At 71.1% G+C, this 20,591-nt stretch carries 18 protein-coding genes; 12 read left to right on the top strand and 6 right to left on the bottom strand.

Translation table 11 applies throughout. The features are described 5' to 3' along the window. Nucleotides 1-35 precede the first annotated feature (35 nt). The 7 genes from ABZ441_RS23590 to ABZ441_RS23560 all read left to right on the top strand — a co-directional run bounded on the left by ABZ441_RS23590 (nt 36) and on the right by ABZ441_RS23560 (nt 8,566). Nucleotides 36-1,202, top strand: coding sequence for an acyl-CoA dehydrogenase family protein (locus ABZ441_RS23590; RefSeq protein ID WP_358977526.1), 1,167 nt, complete (start codon nt 36-38; stop codon nt 1,200-1,202). A gap of 84 nt (nt 1,203-1,286) precedes the next feature. Then, the gene (locus tag ABZ441_RS23585; RefSeq protein WP_358977524.1) at nt 1,287-2,861 is read left to right on the top strand and encodes a 4-coumarate--CoA ligase family protein; all 1,575 of its coding nucleotides are present in this window, start codon (nt 1,287-1,289) and stop codon (nt 2,859-2,861) included. After that, nucleotides 2,858-3,601: an enoyl-CoA hydratase family protein gene (locus ABZ441_RS23580; RefSeq protein WP_358977522.1), complete on the top strand. Its 744-nt coding sequence runs from the start codon at nt 2,858-2,860 to the stop codon at nt 3,599-3,601. Before ABZ441_RS23585 ends, ABZ441_RS23580 begins: the two co-directional genes overlap by 4 nt. Further along, entirely contained in the window at nt 3,589-4,167 is a 579-nt protein-coding gene (locus tag ABZ441_RS23575) for a TetR/AcrR family transcriptional regulator (RefSeq protein ID WP_358977520.1), read from the top strand. Before ABZ441_RS23580 ends, ABZ441_RS23575 begins: the two co-directional genes overlap by 13 nt. Nucleotides 4,168-4,184: 17 nt before the next feature. Continuing rightward, nucleotides 4,185-4,430, top strand: coding sequence for a hypothetical protein (locus tag ABZ441_RS23570; RefSeq protein ID WP_358977518.1), 246 nt, complete (start codon nt 4,185-4,187; stop codon nt 4,428-4,430). Between the two features lie 663 nt (nt 4,431-5,093). Then, nucleotides 5,094-8,297, top strand: a complete 3,204-nt coding sequence (locus tag ABZ441_RS23565) for an RHS repeat-associated core domain-containing protein (protein WP_358977546.1) — start codon at nt 5,094-5,096, stop codon at nt 8,295-8,297. A 59-nt stretch (nt 8,298-8,356) separates the two neighbouring features. After that, on the top strand, nt 8,357-8,566 hold the full coding sequence (locus ABZ441_RS23560) for a hypothetical protein (RefSeq protein WP_356531533.1): 210 nt from the start codon (nt 8,357-8,359) through the stop codon (nt 8,564-8,566). 121 nt (nt 8,567-8,687) lie between these two features. Here ABZ441_RS23560 and ABZ441_RS23555 read toward each other — a convergent pair whose 3' ends face one another. Then, nucleotides 8,688-9,797 carry a citrate synthase 2 gene (locus ABZ441_RS23555; RefSeq protein WP_358977515.1) on the bottom strand — a complete coding sequence of 370 codons (1,110 nt, stop codon included), beginning with the start codon at nt 9,795-9,797 and terminating at the stop codon, nt 8,688-8,690. A 245-nt stretch (nt 9,798-10,042) separates the two neighbouring features. Here ABZ441_RS23555 and pdxH point away from each other — a divergent pair, with 245 nt between their 5' ends. Continuing rightward, nucleotides 10,043-10,675 carry a pyridoxamine 5'-phosphate oxidase gene (pdxH, locus tag ABZ441_RS23550; protein WP_358977513.1) on the top strand — a complete coding sequence of 211 codons (633 nt, stop codon included), beginning with the start codon at nt 10,043-10,045 and terminating at the stop codon, nt 10,673-10,675. Nucleotides 10,676-10,687: 12 nt separating this feature from the next. Here the strand turns inward: pdxH and ABZ441_RS23545 are convergent, their stop codons facing one another. Continuing rightward, complete coding sequence (locus ABZ441_RS23545) at nt 10,688-11,284, bottom strand: TetR/AcrR family transcriptional regulator (RefSeq protein ID WP_358977511.1); 597 nt, start codon at nt 11,282-11,284, stop codon at nt 10,688-10,690. Nucleotides 11,285-11,386: 102 nt separating this feature from the next. Between ABZ441_RS23545 and ABZ441_RS23540 the strand changes: the two genes are divergently transcribed. Further along, nucleotides 11,387-12,172, top strand: coding sequence for an SDR family oxidoreductase (locus ABZ441_RS23540; RefSeq protein ID WP_358977509.1), 786 nt, complete (start codon nt 11,387-11,389; stop codon nt 12,170-12,172). Nucleotides 12,173-12,556: 384 nt separating this feature from the next. Beyond that, the gene (locus ABZ441_RS23535) at nt 12,557-13,945 is read left to right on the top strand and encodes a PAS domain-containing protein (protein ID WP_358977507.1); all 1,389 of its coding nucleotides are present in this window, start codon (nt 12,557-12,559) and stop codon (nt 13,943-13,945) included. A 42-nt stretch (nt 13,946-13,987) separates the two neighbouring features. Here the strand turns inward: ABZ441_RS23535 and ABZ441_RS23530 are convergent, their stop codons facing one another. Continuing rightward, nucleotides 13,988-14,743: an SIS domain-containing protein gene (locus tag ABZ441_RS23530; protein ID WP_358977505.1), complete on the bottom strand. Its 756-nt coding sequence runs from the start codon at nt 14,741-14,743 to the stop codon at nt 13,988-13,990. A 209-nt stretch (nt 14,744-14,952) separates the two neighbouring features. Between ABZ441_RS23530 and ABZ441_RS23525 the strand changes: the two genes are divergently transcribed. Together ABZ441_RS23525 and ABZ441_RS23520 are read left to right on the top strand one after the other, a co-directional pair. Beyond that, on the top strand, nt 14,953-15,645 hold the full coding sequence (locus ABZ441_RS23525; RefSeq protein ID WP_358977503.1) for a metal-dependent transcriptional regulator: 693 nt from the start codon (nt 14,953-14,955) through the stop codon (nt 15,643-15,645). Between the two features lie 771 nt (nt 15,646-16,416). Beyond that, nucleotides 16,417-17,310 carry an alpha/beta hydrolase gene (locus ABZ441_RS23520; RefSeq protein ID WP_358977501.1) on the top strand — a complete coding sequence of 298 codons (894 nt, stop codon included), beginning with the start codon at nt 16,417-16,419 and terminating at the stop codon, nt 17,308-17,310. Between the two features lie 85 nt (nt 17,311-17,395). On the opposite strand, the gene ABZ441_RS23515 is transcribed toward ABZ441_RS23520, so the two are convergent. From ABZ441_RS23515 to ABZ441_RS23505, 3 genes are read right to left on the bottom strand one after another with little or no spacing between them, the layout of a single operon-like run. After that, nucleotides 17,396-19,039, bottom strand: a complete 1,644-nt coding sequence (locus ABZ441_RS23515) for a transporter (protein WP_358977499.1) — start codon at nt 19,037-19,039, stop codon at nt 17,396-17,398. Continuing rightward, nucleotides 19,036-19,860, bottom strand: coding sequence for an ABC transporter ATP-binding protein (locus ABZ441_RS23510; protein WP_358977496.1), 825 nt, complete (start codon nt 19,858-19,860; stop codon nt 19,036-19,038). The genes ABZ441_RS23515 and ABZ441_RS23510 overlap by 4 nt, the downstream gene beginning before the upstream one ends. Nucleotides 19,861-19,899: 39 nt before the next feature. Then, on the bottom strand, nt 19,900-20,577 hold the full coding sequence (locus ABZ441_RS23505) for a bifunctional DNA primase/polymerase (RefSeq protein ID WP_358977495.1): 678 nt from the start codon (nt 20,575-20,577) through the stop codon (nt 19,900-19,902). Nucleotides 20,578-20,591: the final 14 nt, after the last annotated feature.

Genomic DNA, 20,591 nt, shown 5'->3' with positions numbered 1-20,591 from the left:
GCGCCCGCATCCGCGCACCAGGAGGAGACGACCTCATGAGCACCGTCCTCGAAACCGAAGAGCACAAGGCCCTCCGCGCCGCCGTGGCCGCACTCGGCAAGCGCTTCGGCCGCGACTACACCACCGCCCTGGCCCGCAAGGGCGAGCACCCCCGCGAGCTCTGGTCCGAGGCCGGCAAGCTCGGCTATCTCGGCGTCAACCTCCCCGAGGAGTACGGCGGCGGAGGCGGGGGCATGGCAGAGCTCTCCATCGTCCTGGAGGAGCTCGGCGCCGCCGGAAGCCCTCTCCTCATGATGGTCGTCTCCCCGGCGATCTGCGGCACCGTCATCGCCCGTTTCGGCACCGAGTCCCAGAAGCGGACCTGGCTACCGGGCCTCTCCGACGGCAGCCTGTCCATGTCGTTCGGCATCACCGAGCCCGACGCCGGCTCCAACTCGCACCGCATCACCACCACCGCCCGCCGCGACGGCGGGGACTGGATCCTGAGCGGCCGCAAGGTCTTCATCTCCGGCGTCGACATCTCCGACGCGACCCTGATCGTCGGCCGTACCGAGGACGCCAGGTCCGGCAGCCTCAAGCCCTGTCTCTTCATCGTCCCCCGCGACACCCCCGGCTTCACCCGCACCCCGATCGACATGGAACTCCACGCCGCCGAGAAGCAGTTCGAGCTGGTCCTCGACGACGTACGGCTGCCCGCGGACGCACTCGTCGGCGAGGAGGCGGACACGGGCCTGCTCCAGCTCTTCGCCGGTCTGAACCCGGAGCGCATCATGGGCGCGGCCTTCGCCATCGGCATGGGCCGCTACGCCGTCGAACGGGCCGTGGACTACGCGAAGAGCCGCACCGTCTGGAAGGGCGTGCCCATCGGCGCCCACCAGGCCGTCGCGCACCCGCTCGCCCAGGCGCACATCGAGCTTGAACTCGCCCGTCTGATGATGCAGAAGGCCGCGAAGCTCTGCGACGACGGCGACGACATCGGCGCGGGCGAGGCCGCCAACATGGCGAAGTACGCCGCGGCCGAAGCGTGCGTCAGGGCCGTCGACCAGGCCGTCCACACCCTCGGCGGCAACGGTCTCACCCGGGAGTACGGGCTCGCCTCCCTGGTCACGGCCGCACGTGTCTCCCGCATCGCACCCGTCAGCCGCGAAATGATCCTCAACTACGTCTCCCATCAGACCCTGGGCCTGCCGAAGTCGTACTGACGGCTTCCGGCCACGTCCCGGGTCTCCCCATCCGCCCCCGGCAGGGGCGATTCTGGCTCTCCACCCGCGTCGAAGGGGACCACCGTGGTGTTCCACAGCGAGTACGCAGACGTCCAGCCCCTCGAAAGACCCATCCACGAAGCCGTCCTCGGGAACGCCGCCGACTTCGGTGACACGCCCGCTCTGATCGACGGCACCAACGGCATGAGCGTGACGTACGCCCAGCTCGACACCTTCCACCGGCGTATCGCCGCTTACCTCGCCGCGGCCGGACTCCGCAAGGGCGACGTGCTCGCCCTGCACAGCCCCAACACGATCGCCTACCCGGCCGTCTTCTACGGGGCGACCCGAGCCGGTGCCACCGTCACGACGATCCACCCGCTGGCCACCGCAGAGGAGTTCGCGAAGCAGGTCAGGGACTCGGTGGCCCGGTGGATCGTCACCGTGTCCCCGCTCCTCGACGTGGCCCGCCGGGCCGCCGAACTGGCAGGCGGCATCGAGGAGATCTACGTCTGCGACCAGGCCGAGGGGCACACCTCGGTCCTGGACATGCTGGGCTCCGCCGCCCCCGAACCGGACATCTCCTTCGACCCGGCCGAGGACATCGCCGTACTCCCGTACTCCTCGGGCACCACCGGCATGCCCAAGGGCGTCATGCTCACCCACCGCTCCATCGCCACGAACCTGGAGCAGTTGCGCCCCTTCGTGCCCCTCGGCGAGCGCGACCGCATCCTGGCCGTGCTGCCCTTCTTCCACATCTACGGGCTGACCGCCCTCATGAACGGGCCGCTGCGCTACGGCGCCACGGTCGTGGTCCTGCCCCGCTTCGACCTCGCCCAGTTCCTCGAGACGATCCAGACCCACCGCATCACCGGCCTGTACGTCGCCCCGCCCATCGTCCTGGCCCTCGCCAAGCACCCGCTCGTCGGCGACTACGACCTCTCGTCCCTGGAGTACGTCGTCAGCGCCGCCGCGCCTCTGGACCCGAAGCTCGCCGCCGCCTGCTCCCGCCGGCTCGGTCTCCCCGCCGTTCGGCAGGCGTACGGCATGACGGAGCTGTCGCCCGGCACCCACGTGGTGCCCCTCGGCGAGGAGGACCCGCCGCCCGGCACCGTCGGCAAGCTGCTGCCCGGAACCGAGATGCGGATCGTCTCGCTCACCGACCCCGGCATCGACGTCGGCACAGGCTCCGACGGCGAGATCCTCATCCGCGGCCCCCAGGTGATGAAGGGCTACCTGGGCCGCCCCGACGCGACCGACGCCATGATCGACGTCGACGGCTGGCTGCACACCGGGGACGTGGGCCGGGTCGACACGGACGGCTGGCTGTACGTCGTCGACCGCGTCAAGGAGCTGATCAAGTACAAGGGCTACCAGGTCGCCCCCGCCGATCTGGAGGCCCTCCTCCTCACCCACCCCTCGATCGCCGACGCCGCGGTCATCGGGGTGCACGACGCCGACGGCAACGAGGTCCCCAAGGCCTACGTGGTCCGCGGGCCCGGTGCCGGAGACCTCACGGCCGAGGGCGTCATCGCCTACGTCGCCGACCGGGTCTCCCCGTACAAGAAGGTCAGGCAGGCCGAGTTCATCGAGGCGGTGCCGCGCGCGGTGTCCGGCAAGATCCTGCGGCGTGAGCTGCGCGACCGGGAGAAGCAGTGACGACCCTGGCGGCCCCGTCCCACGACCGGGGCATCACCACCCTCACCCTCGACTCCCCGGCCAATCGCAACGCGCTCTCCGCACGTCTCGTCGGCGAGCTCTCCGAAGCGCTGGCCGGGTGCGCGGGCGACGACACCGTCCGGGCCGTCGTCCTGACCCACACCGGCAACACCTTCTGCGCGGGCGCCGACCTGACCGCACCCCCCGAACCGGCTTCCTTCGTCGCCCTGATGCGGGCGATCGTCGCCCTGCCCAAACCCGTCGTGGCCCGGGTCACCGGCCACGTCCGGGCCGGCGGACTCGGCCTGCTCGGCGCCTGCGACATCTCGGCGGCGGGGCCCGACGCCACCTTCGCCCTCACCGAGTCGCGCCTGGGCCTCGCGCCCGCCGTCATCTCCCTGCCCCTGCTGCCACGCCTGGACCCGCGAGCCGCCGCCCGCTACTACCTCACCGGGGAACGCTTCGAAGCGGCGGAGGCCGCCCGCATCGGCCTCATCACGCTGGCCGCCGGTCCCGAGGACGTGGACAAGGCGCTCGTACCGGTACTCGACGGACTGCGCAGGGCCTCCCCACAGGGGCTGACGGCTTCGAAAGAGCTGGTCACGGCTACTGTGCTGAGGAGTTTCGACCAGTACGCAGAAGACCTCATCGCCCGCTCGGCGGCGCTCTTCGCCTCCGACGACGCACGGGAGGGGATGACGGCCTTCCTGGAACGACGGGATCCCTCATGGGTGCTGTGACGCCCCCGAAGCAGGACAGGAGCCGCGCCACCCGGCAGCGGCTCCTGGCGTCGGCGGTGGCCTGCCTGGCCGAACACGGCTGGGCGGGCTCCACGGTCACCGTCGTCGCCGAGCACGCCGGGGTCTCGCGGGGAGCCGCCCAGCACCACTTCCCGACCCGCGAGGACCTGTTCACCGGCGCCGTCGAATACGTCGCCGAGGAGCGCTCCGCCGCCCTGCGCGCCCTCCCCGTGCAGGGCCGCACGGCGGTGGTCGCCGCCCTGGTCGACCTCTACACCGGCCCGCTCTTCCGCGCCGCGCTCCAGCTCTGGGTCGCCGCCTCGAACGAAGCGCAACTGAGGCCCCGCGTGACTGAACTCGAGGCCCGCGTCGGCCGCGAGACCCACCGCATCGCCGTGGAACTCCTGCGCGCCGACGAGAGCCGCCCCGGCGTGCGCGAGACGGTCCAGGGCCTGCTCGACATGGCCCGCGGCCTGGGCCTCGCCAACGTCCTGACGGACGACAGGGCGCGGCGGGAGAGGGTGGTCACCCAGTGGGCGGCCCTCCTCGACGGCGTACTGGACTGAAGGCGACGGAGACACAGATGCCGTATGCACACGACAGTCGCTCCGACCGGCGCCGTGGACCCCGCCCTCGGCACTGGGGCCGGCCGCAGGGGTCACGCACACTGGTGCTCGGGATATGCCTGGCGGTGGGCGGGGTGGCCGGCTCGATCCGGGGCGCCACGGAGGGGGCGGGACTCCTCGAAGTCGTCGGACTCCTCGTGCTGGGTGCTTTCGGGGTGCTGCTGGCGATCGCCTGGGTCCTGGAGTACGCCAGGAAGAGTTGACGGCCGCACGGACGGACGGGCGCCTGCGGAGACGATTCCCCTCCCACAGACGTCTCTCCGCCCCGCAGCTCTCGCTCCGCGCGGTGCGGGAAGCGGATCCGGGGACGGGCGGCACGAGGCACACCCAGCGGGGCCTGGGTAGTCGGGGGCGACGGCTGGGCGGCAGCTCTGATGTGCCTGCGTTCGGAGGCGAGTGATACCCCGTCATCCCACCGGTACGGGAGTGGCCTGGTGGTGGACGTCGACTGGGCGGAGCGGTTTTCGGCCCCGTTTCAGCGGGTCACCAAACAGTTGCCGCTAGGCAAATGATGTCGTGCTGGTGAATATTCCGGGGCGTAACGGTCGGCGGCAACGGCTTGTTCCGGCAGGTTTGCGTTCATGGGGCAGGGAAGTCGTTCGCCGAACGTGAAGCCTCGTGTCAGCGTGTGGAGCTCCAGTGACCGTTGTGGCCGCTGTGATTCTTGTTTCCCGTGGGGGGATTGCATGGTTTCGCGTGCTTCCGGCACGCCGTTTCGGCGTGCTCGCATACATCCCAGAACCGCTCTGACCGCCGCGTTGGTGGTGGTCGCGCTCGGTACGTCCGCACTGCCCGCTCTCGCCGCTCCTGCGGCCGACGACCCGTCGGCCGTCTCGGCGTGGGGGCCGGGCGACACGAAGGCGCGGATGCCTGAGGTGAAGGTCGGATCCAACAGCCCGGTCCCTGCGGAGGCCGAGGCGCCGGTGTCTGCCGAGGTCGCGGCCTGGCGGGCCGCACAGAAGGACCGGGCCCGAGCCGGCAACGGGGCGGGTGCCGCCCGCTCGTCGGCTTCGGTGATGGCGTATGTGCCGGAGGGGCAGGGTTCGGTGCCGTGGCATCAGATCTCCGACTTCCGGGTCACGGACTCGCTCGTCGCGCGGGTGAACTACTCCAACGGCAACCTGATGCTCGCCGCCACCGACTTCGACGTCGCCGGGGTGGGGCAGAAGCTGCGGCTGGCGCGGACGTACAACTCGCTGGACGCCCCGTGGGGGAAGGTGTCGCAGCGTTGGTGGCAGGAGTACGAGCGCTACGCGCAGGTCTTCGCCTCCGAGGTCGTCGTCTACGACGCGAGCGGCGCGGCGGTCCGCTTCACCGAGGAGTCCGACGGCACCTTCACCACGCCCAAGGGATACTCGAAGGACCTGAAGAAGAACGCGGACGGTACGTACACGCTGACCGACCGCAAGTCGGGTTCCAAGGACACCTACGACGCCGGTGGCACGCTGACGAAGGTCACCGACAGGAACCACGGCGTCATCACGGTCACCCAGCACGACGAGGGGTCCGAGCACGAAGGGTTCAAGGTCACCGAGACCCGTTCCGGCCGGTGGGTGGACCTGCTGAAGACGGACGCCTCGCAGTGGCAGGCAAAGGACCACACGGGCCGCACCGCCGTCTACGACCTGAACCCGTCAGGTGACGTCGCGAAGACGACGGACACCGAGGGCAAGGCCACCCAGTTCGGGTACGACGGCTCACGCCGGCTGACGAAGATCACCACCCCGGAGGGGCGGGTCACGGTCTTCACCTACGACGACCGCAACCGCGTCACCTCCATGCTCCGCGCAACCGCCCTCAACGGCTCCGGCCACACGGGTCCCACCTGGACCTACACCTACTCGGCGTCCTCGCCCTCGGCGGCGGGCACGACGAAGGTCACCGACCCCGAGCAGCACTCCACGACGTACAAACACGACGGTGACGGCCAGGTCTCCGACGTCACCGACGCCCTGACCCACAACCGGACCAGGACGTTCGACGCGAACCGCAACGTCGCAACGGCTTCGGACGCCATGGGAGTCGGCGGCACCGGAGCCAACGTCACGACATACGGGTGGGACGGCCGCAACAACCCGACCTCGGCCAAGCTGCCGACCGGGGCCACTTCCACGGCGACCGGCTACCGGACCATCGCCGGTGCCGACCTTCCCGGCTCGATGACGACCGCGGACAACGAGAAGACCAACTACACCTACGACACGGCGGGCAACACCAAGTCGGTCGCGGTGGAGGGCACGGGCGGCGGGAACCAGAGCTTCGACTACAACCCGGCCACCCCGACCTGCGAGGGCTTCGAGGGCCAGCGCTGCAGGGCCACGACGAAGATGACCTCGACGAAGTCGGTGTCCACCACCTTCACCTACGACGCCCAGGGCAACCTCAAGACGGTCAAGGCGCCCGCACCGTTGGGCACGACCACGTACTACTACGACGGCCTCGGGCGCACGACCATGGTCAAGGACGCCCGCGGGGTGACCACGCTCTACACCTACGACAACCGTGACCGCGTCACCGAGGTCGACAGCTCCGACTACGCGACCGTGACCTACTCCTACGACGGTGACGGCAACCTCAAGCAGCGCTCCGACAGCACCGGTGTCATCACGTACGACTTCGATCCGCTGTCCCGGGAGACCGTACGTACGCTGCAGGACGGCTCGCAGACCGTCCTCGCCTACACCCCGGCCGGAAACGTCGACACCTACCAGGACCCGGCAGGGCTGACGGACTACACCTGGAACGAGGTGAACAAGCTCAAGTCCCTCAAGGACCCCAAGGGCAGGACCACCTCGTACGAGTACGACAACAACGACGTCCGCACCAGAACCACCTATCCGGGCAGCACCGTCCAGACGGTCACCCCGGACAAGTCGGGCCGCCCGGAGAAGATCAAGGCCACCTCACCCAAGGGCACCCTGGTCGATCTCGCCTACTCCTACGCCGACGGGACCAAGGACGGCGGCAAGATCCGCACCAGCACGGACGCGGTGAGCGGCTACAAGACCTCCTACACCTACGACAGCGCGGGCCGCTTCTCCTACGCCAAGGAGGAGAAGGGCACCACGCTGAACAGCTCCTGGCAGTACTGCTACGACCTGGCCGGCAACCTGACCTCCCAGGGCACCGACCCCGGCTGCCCGCGGGGCACCACCTACACGATCAACGACGCCCAGCAGGTCACCGCGAAGAACGGTTCCGCGACGAACTGGTCCTACGACAAGATCGGCAACGAAACGGCAGGTGCCTCCACGCCCGAGGACACCAGGACGGGCGAGAAGTGGTCGGACTACTCCCAGATGACCTCTGTCACGGTCGCCGGGAAGACGTACGCGGGGCAGTACGGGTCGACCGACCAGTCCGAGCGGATCAAGCTCGGTGACACCTTCTTCCACAACGGCCCGATCGGCTTGGCCGGCACCTCAACCGCCGGAGTGGACACAGGATTTAATCGCGAACCCGGGGGCACGTTGAACTCCATGACCCGTGGGGGGAAGAACTACTACTACCTGACCGACGCACTCGGTTCGGTGGTCGCCATGGCCGACGAGACCGGCACGAAGGTCAACAGCTACGGCTACAGCCCCCGCGGTGTCCAGCGCTCCACGACCAGCGAGACCGTGCCCCAGCCCTACCGGTTCGCCGGCGGCTACCAGGACCCCACCGGCCTCTACCACTTCGCGGCCCGCTACTACGACCCCAACATCGGCCGCTTCACCAGCCCCGACCCCTCCGGCCAGGAGAAGAACCCCTACCTCTACGCCGAAGGCGACCCCGTCAACCGCATCGACCCCAACGGGCTCCTCAGCCTGAGCGGCGTAGCCGACGCCCTCGGTCCGATAGGCGATGTCGGTACGGGAATTACTCACCTGGCCCAAGGCGACACCGAGGCGCTCTGGGGCGATGTGGCGGGTGCACTGGCAGGCGGTTTCGCCGGAGCGCTGTGCGGAGCGGCGGTAGCGGCTACTGCCGCCCCCACCCTCGGAGGATCCCTCGGAGCTGCCTCGGTGGGGTGCTACGCCATTTCCTGGAGCGCAGGGCAAATAGCATCCAACGCCGTCAGCGGTTGACGGACGGGCTGGTCGGGAGGGGCTTTCCCCTCCCGACCGCAGGACGAAAGGGAATCAGCATGCCTCATGTGGGATGGTCCGTGGAGCAACGGGCGGCCGTCAAGCGGTATCTCCAGTTCGCCGCCGTTTTCGCGGTATTGGGAGTTGCCTTCTCCGTCTTCCTCATCGCTTCCGGCAACGCAGGAGGTTGGGCGCTTCTGGGGATTGTCGCGTGCATTGCGGTGGTGGGCTACTTCTTCATCCAGAAGGGCAAGGGCGGACAACCGTAGGCGACGCCTGCGTTCTTCGGGCTTGCTTCTCATGAGGGAAGGGCCGGGGACGCGGCACGTAGTGCGGGACCGGGCCGCGGTGAGGGCGAGGCGTACGTCCCGTACCGCCTCGCCCTCACCGTCAGTTCCCCAGGTCGGCCAGCTGGTCGTATCCCGGGATCGATCGCGGGTCGCGCGTGCCCGGGCCGACGTACGTCGCCGAGGGGCGTACCAGGCGGCCCGTGCGCTTCTGCTCCAGGATGTGCGCCGACCAGCCCGCCGTGCGGGCGCAGCTGAACATCGACGTGAACATGTGCGCCGGGACCTCGGCGAAGTCCAGCACGATCGCCGCCCAGAACTCGACGTTCGTCGCCAGGACGCGGTCCGGGCGACGGGCGTGGAGCTCCTCCAGGGCGGCCTTCTCCAGGGCCTCCGCCACCTCGAAGCGCGGGGCCGCCAGCTCGCGGGCCGTGCGGCGCAGGACGCGGGCGCGGGGGTCCTCGGCGCGGTAGACGCGGTGGCCGAAGCCCATCAGGCGCTCGCCCTTGTCCAGCGCCTGCTTCACGTACGCCGAGGCGTCGCCGGTCCGTTCGATCTCCTCGATCATGCCGAGGACCCGGGACGGCGCACCGCCGTGGAGCGGGCCCGACATGGCGCCCACCGCGCCGGAGAGCGCCGCCGAGACGTCCGCGCCGGTCGACGCGATGACACGGGCGGTGAACGTCGAGGCGTTCATCCCGTGTTCGGCGGCCGACGTCCAGTAGGCGTCGACGGCCTTCACGTGCTTCGGGTCCGGCTCACCGCGCCAGCGGATCATGAACCGCTCGACCACGGACTCGGCCTTGTCGATCTCGCTCTGCGGGACCATCGGCCGGCCCTGGCCGCGGGCCGACTGGGCGACGTAGGACAGGGCCATCACGGCCGCCCGCGCCAGGTCGTTGCGCGCGGTCTCCTCGTCGATGTCGAGCAGGGGTTTCAGGCCCCACACCGGGGCCAGCATGGCGAGCGCGGACTGCACGTCGACACGGATGTCACCGGAGTGCACGGGGATGGGGAAGGGCTCGGCGGGCGGCAGACCGGGGTTGAACGCCCCGTCCACCAGCAGGCCCCAGACGTTGCCGAACGACACATGGCCGACGAGGTCCTCGATGTCGACGCCGCGGTAACGGAGCGATCCGCCTTCCTTGTCGGGTTCGGCGATCTCCGTCTCGAACGCGACGACTCCTTCAAGTCCGGGTACGAAGTCGGACATCGGGCGGCTCCCTCGGCTCGGCGGCTGTGTGACGGCCATGAAGGCCTGTCCACGATACTGGCGGGTACCCACGATGCGGGGAAGAGTGACGTCCGGCACAGCCTCCCGGCGGCCCGACTCCTCCCCGCAGGAACACCGGTCCACTGGGGCAGGATGGCCCCGTGCCCACAGCTGATGCCACTCCGTCCTCCGCTTCCGCCTCCTCTCGCGCCTCTGCATCCGATTGCACCACCGATCCGGCCACGATGCGCGAGCAGTACCGCTCCGAGGACTTCACCGAGAAGGATCTCGCCGCGGACCCCATGGCCCAGTTCGCCCGGTGGTTCCGCCAGGTCGCCGGGGGCGGAGCGCTCCACGAGCCGAACGCGATGGTGGTCTCCACGGCCGACACACGGGGCCGTCCGTCCTCCCGGACGGTGCTGCTGAAGCACTACGACGAGCGCGGGTTCGTCTTCTTCACCAACTACGGCTCCCGCAAGGGCCGCGAGCTGACGGCGAACCCGTACGTCTCGCTGCTCTTCCCCTGGCACCCGCTCGCCCGTCAGGTCATCGTGACCGGAGCCGCGGTCCGTGTCGGACGCGACGAGACGGTGGCGTACTTCCGTACCCGCCCGCACGGCTCCCAGCTGGGTGCCTGGGCGAGCGACCAGTCGACCGTGATCGGCTCCCGGCAGGAGCTGGTCGACCGCTACGAGGAGCTCGCGGCCCGCTATCCGGAGGGTGAGAAGGTCCCGGCGCCGCCGCAGTGGGGCGGTTTCCGCGTCGTGCCGGAGGCGATCGAGTTCTGGCAGGGCCACGAGAACCGACTGCACGACAGGCTGCGGTACGTCCGGGAGAGCCCGGACGCCGACTGGCGCGTGGAGCGTCTCTGCCCCTGACGCACCGGGCCGTCAGCCCGCGGACCGCCCGGGGGACGTCGGCAGGAGTCGCACCAGGTCCAGGAGGTCGGTCTCGGTGATCTCCTGGCCCAGGAACACCGTCCGGTACACGACGTAACCGATCCAGCTGTCCACGATCGCGTCCAGCGGCAGTCCCTCCGGCAGACCGCCCCGGGCCACGCCGTTCCGCATCAGCCGCGCGGCGGGCTCGGCGTGGGCCCGGAGGAGGTCCCGCAGGTCCGCCCGCCCGGCCTCGCCGCGCTCGGTCAGCGCCCCCGTCACCACACCGGGGTCGCCCAGCAGCGTCAGGGTCCGCACCAGGTTCCGCAGCCAGAGCAGCGCGTCCTCGCGCACGTCACCCGTATCGGGGGCCGGTCCGGGGGCGAGCCGGTCGGCGACCGCCTCGGTGATCACGGCCGCCTTGTTCGGCCACCAGCGGTAGACCGTCATCCGGGCCACCCCGGCCCGTGAGGCGATGCGGTCCATCGTCACGCCCTTGTAGCCGAGCTCGGCCACCAGCTCCCGGGTGGCCGACAGGACGGCCTCATGGGCGTCCGGGTCGCGGTGCGGGCCACGACGGGGGCGTGCCGCGGGGCGTTCGTCGTCCATGGAACCTCCTGAGCCGCACGATACGGGCACAGCGGAATATTTAGACTGTACGTACTGTCTAGTCTAGTGTCACCCGGCACATCTCAGCGTGGAGGTTCAATCGTGGAAGACCGGTTCAGCGGCAAGGTCGTCCTCATCACCGGCGGCGGCTCGGGCCTCGGCCGCTCGGCGGCCGTGCGCGTCGCGTCCGAAGGCGCCAGGCTGGCCCTCGTCGACGTCAGCGAGCAGGGCCTCGCGGACACGGCGGCCGAGGTGGAGAAGGCCGCCCCCGGCGCGGAGGTCCTGCGGATCACCGCCGACGTCAGTTCCGAGGCGGACACGCAGCGGTACGTCTCCGCCACGGTCGAGGCGTACGGGCGCATCGACGGCTTCTTCAACAACGCGGGCATCGAGGGCAAGCAGAACCTCACCGAGGACTTCGGCTCCGACGAGTTCGACCGCGTCGTCTCGATCAACCTCCGCGGCGTCTTCCTGGGCCTCAAGTACGTGCTCCCGGTCATGAAGGGCCAGGGTTCCGGCTCCGTCGTGAACACGGCCTCCGTCGGTGGCATACGAGGCGTGGGCAACCAGTCCGGCTACGCGGCGGCCAAGCACGGCGTCGTCGGCCTCACCCGCAACTCCGGTGTGGAGTACGGGCGGTTCGGCGTCTCGGTCAAGGCGATCGCCCCCGGAGCCATCATGACCCCGATGGTCGAGGCATCGCTCAAGCAGATCGACGCGGACGACTGGGAGAAGGCCGGCGAGGCATTCGTCAGCGTCAACCCGATGAAGCGCTTCGGCAGGCCCGAGGAGGTCGGCAACCTGGTCGCTTTCCTGCTCTCCGAGGAGTCGGGCTTCATCAACGCCACGGTCATCCCGATCGACGGCGGCCAGTCCGAGCAGTACTGAGCCCTTCCTGCCCGGAGAACGCAGAAACCCGCAGGCTCTGGTCCCTCCTTGCGGAGGAGCCGGCCGGACTTACCGGCGAGCCTGCGGGTCGGTGACTGCTTGGCTTTCGGCAGACAGCCTGCCGAGGTGCACTGTGTGCGACGACGGGCTGTCAGCCCGCAGCCACCTCACGAATCCGATAAGACTGCACTTTTCGGATCACCTCCTTTCAACGTGTACCCACAGCTTAGGAACGGCCCCGCAGCCGCACAAGTGAATTAACGCGACCCCGGTGGAGGCCCGATTTCCGGGAAGTGGACGTGCGGTGGACCGCGTTCGAGTTGAATGATCTGACGTGCGGCAATGCGGAGTGCGAAGCGGAATACGTCCTGCGGGAGGTACGGAGTGAGTGCGTCCAGGAGCACCGGGACCACCGACGCGCTCGGGCCCGACGAGGACCCGGAACGGGAGCCGTCGGCGGCGGCGATTCCGGGCTCGAGGCTTCTCGCCGCACTGCTGGACGGGATGGACGCCGCGCTCTGCGCGTTCGACGCGCACGGCACGATCACCCACTGGAACCGCGAGGCCGAACGGATCCTCGGCTGGACCGCCGCAGAGGCCGTCGGGCGGCGCGGTTTCGCGGGGTGGGCCGTGCGGGGCGCGGACGCGGGGGACGTGCAGGGGCGGCTGATGGCCGTCATGGACGCATCCGGTCGGCAGGTCCACGAGTTCGCGCTGCTGCGCAAGGACGGCGGGCGCGTGCTCGTGCGGACCCAGTCGTCGGGAGTGCGCGGCGAGGACGGGAAGCCCGCCGGGGTGTACTGCGCGTTCAGCGAGGTGCACGCGCAGATCGATCTGGAGCGGTCCATCGCGCTCAGCGAAGCCCTTTTCGAGGACGCGTCCTGGGGCGTGGTCCTCGTCGACGTGGACCTGCGCCCGACCGTGGCCAACGCCTACGCGGCCAGGGCGCTGGGCGGCGGGCGCACCGCGTTGCTGGGTCGCCCGCTGGGCGAGCTGATCGTGCAGGGCGTCGAGGACCTGGAGGGCGCGCTGCAGCACGTCCTCGCCGAGGGATCGCCGGCCGCTCCGGCCGAGCTGTGGGTGACCCTGCGGACCTCGGAGGGCGACCGGCGGCGCTGCTGGCGCAGCGGGTTCCTGCGGCTGGCCTCGCCGCTGGCGGAGGAACCCGTGCCGCTCGGGGTCGGCTGGCTGTTCCGGGACATCACGGCCGCGAAGCTCGCGGAGCAGGACGCCGACCGCGTGCGCTTCCGCGCGAACCAGTCGCACCGGGCGGCCCGCCAGGCGGCGGAGTGCGAGGACCCGATGGAGGCGGCGACCACGGCACTGGACTACGCCGTGGCGGGGTTCGCCGACCACGCCGTGGTCGATCTGCTGGTGGACCTGGAGGCGGGGGAGCGGCTCGTACGGGCCGTCGCGACGCCGTCCGACGCGCCGGGGCCCTGCCTGCCGGTCCCCGGCGGCCCGCTCCCGGTGCGGTACGCGCCGGGGCACCCGGCCCTCCAGTCGGTGGAGCGCACCGGCTCCGTCCGTGCCGCGGCTCCCGCGGGTGCGGGCGTGGCGTGGGCCGTGGAGCGCCAGTGGCCGGGCGACTCGGCGCACGCCCTGTGCGCGGTGCTGCGGAGCCGGGGGCGGACGCTGGGGGTGGTGACGTTCCTGCGCGCGGCGAACCGCGGCGCGTTCGAGCGGCCCGACGTGACGTACGCGGAGAGCGTGGCGGCGCGGGTCGCCGCGGCGGTCGACCTGGCCCGGCTGACGGCGGGGCCGGACGCCTGACGGCCTCCGGTGCGGGCGCGGGCGCGGGGCCGCCGTGTCTGCTCAGTGCCGGTAGAAGATGCGGTCGCCGTACTCCCGCATCACACGCCCGTTCCACTCGTGCCCGCCGTCGACGTTGCCCGAGCGCAGCATCGGCGGCTCGACGCCCCGGGCGACGAGCTCCTCCGCCGCGGTGGCCATCATGGCCTGCATCAGCGCGCTGGTGACGACCGTCGAAGCGGGTGCGAACGGTGCTTCGACGCCCTCCGCCCGCAGCTCCGCGTCGCCGATCGCGATCTTGCTGTCGAGCACGATGTCGCAGTGGTCCCTCAGGAATCCGCCGGAGACGTGCCGCGACCTGGTGCCCGTCGTGTAGGCGACCGAGGTGACCCCGACGACCGTCAGCCCGAGTGCCCGCGCGTTCTGCGCCATTTCCACGGGCAGCGCGTTGCGCCCGGACAGTGAGATGATCACGAGGAGGTCGCCCGCGCGTGCGGGGCTGGAGTCGAGCACGGCACTCGCGAGCCCGTCCACCCGCTCCAGCGCGGAGCCGAGCGTGGCGGGCATGACGTCCACCCCGACGGTGCCGGGTACGGCGAGCAGGTTCATCAGGGCCAGGCCGCCCGCCCGGTAGACGACGTCCTGGGCGGCGAGCGAGGAGTGCCCGGCCCCGAAGGCGAAGAGCCGGCCGCCCGCGGCGACGGTGTCGGCGATCGCGGACCCCGCGGCGGCGATCGATGCGGCCTCCTCGTCGCGCACCCGCTCCAGCAGGCCGATCGCTGCGTCGAAGAACTGACCGGCGAGCTTGCTGTCGCTCATCGAGGAGGCCTTTCCTGCGGGTGTGGGGGCCCGTGCGGTGCCCGTGTCGCGGATCACGTTGCGGTCTGGACCAGTGGGCTGTCAATAGCGCTCGGGACGGGCCGTGGGCGCGGACTCCCGACGCCGGGGCATGCTTGTCGGTGCTATACGTCAGAATTGGTGCAGGGCCATCGCACGACGACTTCACGTCACAGCATCGAGGGGCACGTATGTCCGGACTGATCGACACAACGGAGATGTATCTCCGCACCATCCTCGAGCTCGAAGAGGAAGGCGTGGTCCCCATGCGCGCCCGGATCGCCGAGCGTCTGGACCAGAGTGGTCCGACGGTCAGCCAGACGGTCGCGCGCATGGAGCGGGACGGCCTGGTGCAGGTCGCGGGCGACCGCCATCTGGAGCTCACCGACGAGGGGCGCCGGCTGGCCACCCGGGTCATGCGCAAGCACCGGCTCGCCGAGTGCCTGCTCGTCGACGTCATCGGCCTGGAGTGGGAGCAGGTCCACGCCGAGGCGTGCCGCTGGGAACACGTGATGAGCGAGGCCGTCGAGCGCCGGGTTCTGGAGCTCCTGCGGCACCCGACCGAGTCCCCGTACGGGAATCCGATCCCGGGCCTGGAGGAGCTGGGCGAGCAGTCCGAGGCCGATCCGTTCCTGGACGAGGGCATGGTGAGCCTGGCCGAGCTCGACCCGGGCGCCGAGGGCAAGACCGTGGTGGTGCGCCGGATCGGCGAGCCGATCCAGACCGACGCACAGCTGATGTACACGCTGCGGCGGGCGGGGGTGCAGCCCGGGTCGGTCGTCAGCGTCACGGAGTCGGCCGGCGGGGTGCTGGTCGGATCCAGCGGGGAGGCGGCCGAGCTGGCCGCGGACGTCGCCTCGCACGTCTTCGTCGCGAAGCGCTGACCAGCGGCTTCGCCTGCCTCCGTACCCCTTCCGCACGTGCATGCGCCGGTGCGTATGCACGTGCAGATGTGAGCCGGTAAGCCCGCTTTCTGTTTTCCGCCCGGAATCGCAGCGCCCGGGCGAAACGCGTGCCAGGCTGTGGCCACGCATATGGCCTGGGGGCGTCGGCAGGGGGCTGCCGCGCGGTCGGGGAGGGAGCAGGGGATGCGCCCGTCTTACTGGCGCGTGCGCCGTGAGGTGACAGCCGGGTTCTCCGTCGCCCTCCCGCGTCCCTGCACCCTCCTCCCTGCCGGTGGCTCCCCGCCTCCTCCCGCCCCCCTGAGCACCCTTCTGCGGCCGGCGGGCCTCCAGCCCGCATGCGCCACCCTGCTCCCCGACGTCGCCGTCGAGGCCGTGCGTCGCCCGGGCGACGCCCCCGCGCGTCCTGGAGCCTCGCCGGAGGCCGCACGGACCGCCCTCCGGGCCCGCCCCGATCGCGCGCGGAAGTGTTCCGGAACGGCGAGCGGCCCCGGCGCCCGAAGGTGCCGGGGCCGGTCCTCCCCTGCGCTGACCTGGAGCCCCGAGCTCTCGAAGTCAGTCCCCGCGGACCCCTGTCCCCGAGTGGTCCGCTTCCCGGAGAAGGTCTCCCCAGGGGGGCCGTCGTCAATCCCGAAGTGTTGTCACCCGAACGTGGGAAGTTGCGAGCCGGAAGCGAGTGTTCGAATAAGAGTTCGATAGTCTGCCTCGCACGAACACGCGGTGTCCGAGGACCAGAAGGAGGTGCCAGAACCTATGGTGCGGCGCATCGATGTGACCGGATCGGACGGCCTACGCCTCGCGGCCTGGGAGTTCGCCGATCCGCCCAAGGGGAGCGTGGAGGCCGCGCAGGCTCCCGGGATCTTAATGCTGCACGGGCTGATGGGCCGGGCCACGCACTGGGCCTCCACCGCCCGCTGGCTCTCCGAACGCCACCGGCCCGTCGGCCTCGACCAGCGGGGCCACGGGCGCAGCGCCAAGCCCGCCGACGGCCCGTACACCCGCGACGCCTACGTCGCGGACGCCGAGGCCGCGATCGAACAGCTCGGCCTCGCCCCCGTCACCCTCATAGGGCACTCGATGGGTGCGCTCACCGCATGGCAGCTCGCCGCGAAGCGCCCCGATCTCGTCAAGGCGCTGATCATCTGCGACATGCGTGCCTCCGCGCTCGGGGCGGCCTCGCAGCGTGAGTGGGAGGACTGGTTCGACGCCTGGCCGCTCCCCTTCGCGACGCTCGCCGACGTACGGAAGTGGTTCGGCGAGGACGACCCCTGGGTGGAGCGGCCCAACCCCTCCCGCGGCGAGTTCTTCGCCGAGGTGATGACCGAGGGCTCCGACGGCTGGAGGCCCGTCTTCTCCCAGGAGCAGATGCTGACGTCCCGGGCGACCTGGGTCCACGACGCCCACTGGGAGGAGCTGGCGCAGGTGCGATGCCCCACCCTGGTCCTGCGGGGCATCGAGGGAGAGCTGGGCAGGGCCGAGGCCCAGGAGATGGTCCGTGTCCTGCCGCGCGGGCAGTACGCGGAGGTGGAGGACGCCGGCCACCTCGTCCACTACGACCGGCCGGAGGGCTGGCGCAGGGCGGTGGAACCCTTCCTGGAGCAGCTCGCGGAGGGATACAGGGACGACCGGGAACCCGTCAGCCCCTGAGCCCCGGACGCCTCCGCCCCACCGCCCCGCCCGCAGTGCGTCCGCGCGGGGTGCCGGAGGCCCCGTCCCCGGCACACCCGGGCCCTCAGCCCTTGCTGACCGCGGCCAGGATCTCCGGGAGCCGGTTCGCCGTGCGGGGCGCCGCCAGACGCACGCCCAGCCAGCCGATGAACGTCCCGTACGCCGCTCCGGCCGGCAACAGCAGCCACAGCATGTCCTGGTGGTCCGCCACGTGCAGCCAGACCGTCATCCCGATCACCGGCCCACTGAGCACCGCGGCCGCCACCATGCCGAGGAGGATGGAGATCCAGGCGAGCCCGGCCTGCCCGGGCACGACGTTCTTGAAGGCCCCGTCCTGCGGAATCGAGTACGGGAACAGCGCCGACGCCAGCGCGCCCGTCGCCAGCATCGCGCCGAGCAGCGCGAACGACAGCCCCATGACCCCCGGCAGCGCCGCCCAGTCCCCGAGGACCCCAGCGGTCACCACCGTCACCAGGACCGTGTACGGCAGGGTGATCAGCAGCAGTGCCAGGGCCCGCGCCCGCAGCTCGAGGTAGGCGTCCCGGGTCGACGAGACCGAGAGCGCCACCATCCAGAAGGCGGAGGTGTCCTGCCCGAACTGGTTGTACATCTGCATGCCGAGCATGCCGGCCGCGAAGCACGCGAAGTAGACCGAACCCGAACCCTGCACCGCGTTGAGGACCGGCACGATCAGGCCGACGGCCAGAGCCGTCACCCACGCCGACTTGGTCTTCGGATCCCGCACGACATACCGCAGGCTCCGCTGCATCACCGTGCCCGTACGCCCTTCGGGGAACAGCGGGAAGTGCCGGGAGCGGTCCGCGCCCGCCCGGCCGGCCGACGGCTCGGCCGCGGCGATCGTGGAACCGTCCGGAGCCGTCATCAGCTGCACCAGGCTCCGCTGCCACAGCCACAGCAGGCCGCCCAGTGCGAGCACCGAGAGCAGCAACTGCCCCAGCGCCGCCCCGTACGCCCCGTCGGAGGCGGACTCCACCGCCCCGAGCGCGGAGGCCGGCGGCAGCCAGCGCACCACGTCCGCCACCGGTGCGAGCGAGGACACCCCGCCCGCGCTGCCGAGGCGCTGGACGCCGAAGTTGACGAACTGGATGCCCACCGCGATCACCAGCCCGCTGAGCACCGCGAGGTCGCGGCCTTTGCGCGACGTCAGCAGGCGGACGTTGGCCGTGGCGACGGACCGTGCCAGCGCCACACAGACCAGCAGCGTCAGAGGCACGGCGATCACCCCGAACAGCGCCGCGGCCGCGCCGTGCGCCACCGCGACCACCGAGCCGAGGGCCAGGGCGAGCGTGAAGAGGGGCCCGACGCCGATCAGTGAGGCCGTCAGCAGCGCACCGATCAGCGGACGGGGCCGCAGCGGCAGCATCACCAGCCGGCTCGGGTCCAGGGTCTCGTCGCCGCTCGGGAAGAACACCGGCATCACCGCCCAGCCCACCGCCACCACCGCCGTCAGCAGCACCACCAGGGTGCCCGCCTGCGCATGGCCGCGGAGCGCGACGAGGCCGATCACCTGGACCGCCGCGAGCAGCACGGTGACGACGAGGGACGCGACATAGGCGGCCCGCCGTCCGGCCGACAGGCGCAGCCCGTTGCGCAGCAGCGTCAGCTTGAGCTTCACGAAGACGGGGACGAGACCCTGACCGCGTACGGCCGGGACGGCGGTGTCCGCGGGGGCGTCCAGCACCGTCATCGGGCACCGCCGAGCCAGTCCAGGGACTCCCCGGTGTCCCGGACACCCGCGCCGACCAGTTCGAGGAAGGCGTCCTGGAGCGAGGCGGCGTCACCGCGTACCTCGGCCAGCGTGCCCTGAGCCCTGATCCGCCCCGCGGCCATGACGGCCACCCAGTCGCAGAGCGACTCGACGAGCTCCATCACATGGCTGGAGAAGACCACGGTCGCCCCGGAGCGTGTGTAGCGCTCCAGCACCCCGCGGATCGTCTGCGCCGACACCGGGTCGACGCCCTCGAACGGCTCGTCGAGAAAGAGGACTTCAGGGTTGTGCAGCAGTGCGGAGGCCAGCCCGATCTTCTTCCGCATGCCGGTCGAGTAGTCCACTACCAGCTTGTTCTGGGCGCCCGCGAGGTCCAGGACGTCGAGCAGCTGGGTGGCCCGCTTGTCGACCTCGGCGCCAGGAAGCCCGCGCAACCGGCCTGTGTAGCTCAGGAGTTCACGGCCCGACAGTCGCTCGAAGAGCCGCAGTCCCTCCGGGAGCACCCCGATCCGGGACTTCACCTCGACCGGGTCCCGCCACACGTCGTGGCCGGCGACCTCGATCCTGCCCATGTCGGGCCTGAGCAGCCCGGTCACCATCGAGAGGGTGGTGGTCTTCCCCGCGCCGTTGGGGCCCACCAGGCCGATGAACCTGCCCGCGGGCAGCTCCAGATCGATCCCGGCGACGGCGACCTGTTCCCCGAACCGCTTCCAGAGTCCCTCCACCCGCACGGCGGGAGATGGCACCTGAGCCACACCCGCCGTGTCCGTCCCGCCCGTACTGTCCGCCTGGTCCGGCATGGCCCTGCCCTTCTGGTGTCCCCGCGTGTGGGGACCACCCTACGAAAGGCGTGTCCGGGCGTCGGCCGCCTCCCGGGCGCAGGCGTACGCGAGGGGGCTGATCAGCTCGCCCGCGTCGGGCAGCCACAGGTTGGCGCGGGACGGGCGGCGGGCCCACTGCACGGCGCCGCTCCCCGCCAGCCGGGTCGGCGGCCCGGCCACGTAGTCGCCCTCGCCACGCCCCACGATGCCGATCACCCCGGCGTCCCAGCCCAGTTGCCGCACGAGCTCGGGTGCCTTGGCCGCGGCGCCCGGCAGCGCGAAGAACAGCATCCGGCGGTCCGGGGTGCGGGTCACCGGGCCGAGCGTGAGGCCCATCCGGTCCATCCGCGCCAGGGCCAGGAAGCCGGCGGACTCCGGGACGTCCAGGGCGTCGAAGGTCCGGCCGGAGGGCATGAGGACCGACGACCCGGGCTGCCCGGACCACATCCGGCGGGCCGCGGCGGCGCTGCCCGTCACCTGCTCCGCCCAGTCCGGCCGGGTGGGGTGGGCTCCAGGAGCGGGGCAGCCGGCGTCACCGCACGAGCAGCGCTCGGTCCCGCCGACGGCTTCGAGCCAGGTGCCGGGGAACACGTCCCAGTGCCGCTCCTGGGCGTACCAGGCCGCGGCTTCGAGCAGCTGTTCACCTCGCTGTCGGGGGACCTGGACGGCTTCCGTCACTCCGTTGGGCTCTTCCACGCCCGGTCAACTAC

It is taken from the genome of Streptomyces sp. NPDC005752 (assembly GCF_040630715.1).
Classification (GTDB): domain Bacteria; phylum Actinomycetota; class Actinomycetes; order Streptomycetales; family Streptomycetaceae; genus Streptomyces.
This window is presented reverse-complemented; position numbering and strand designations above follow the sequence as displayed.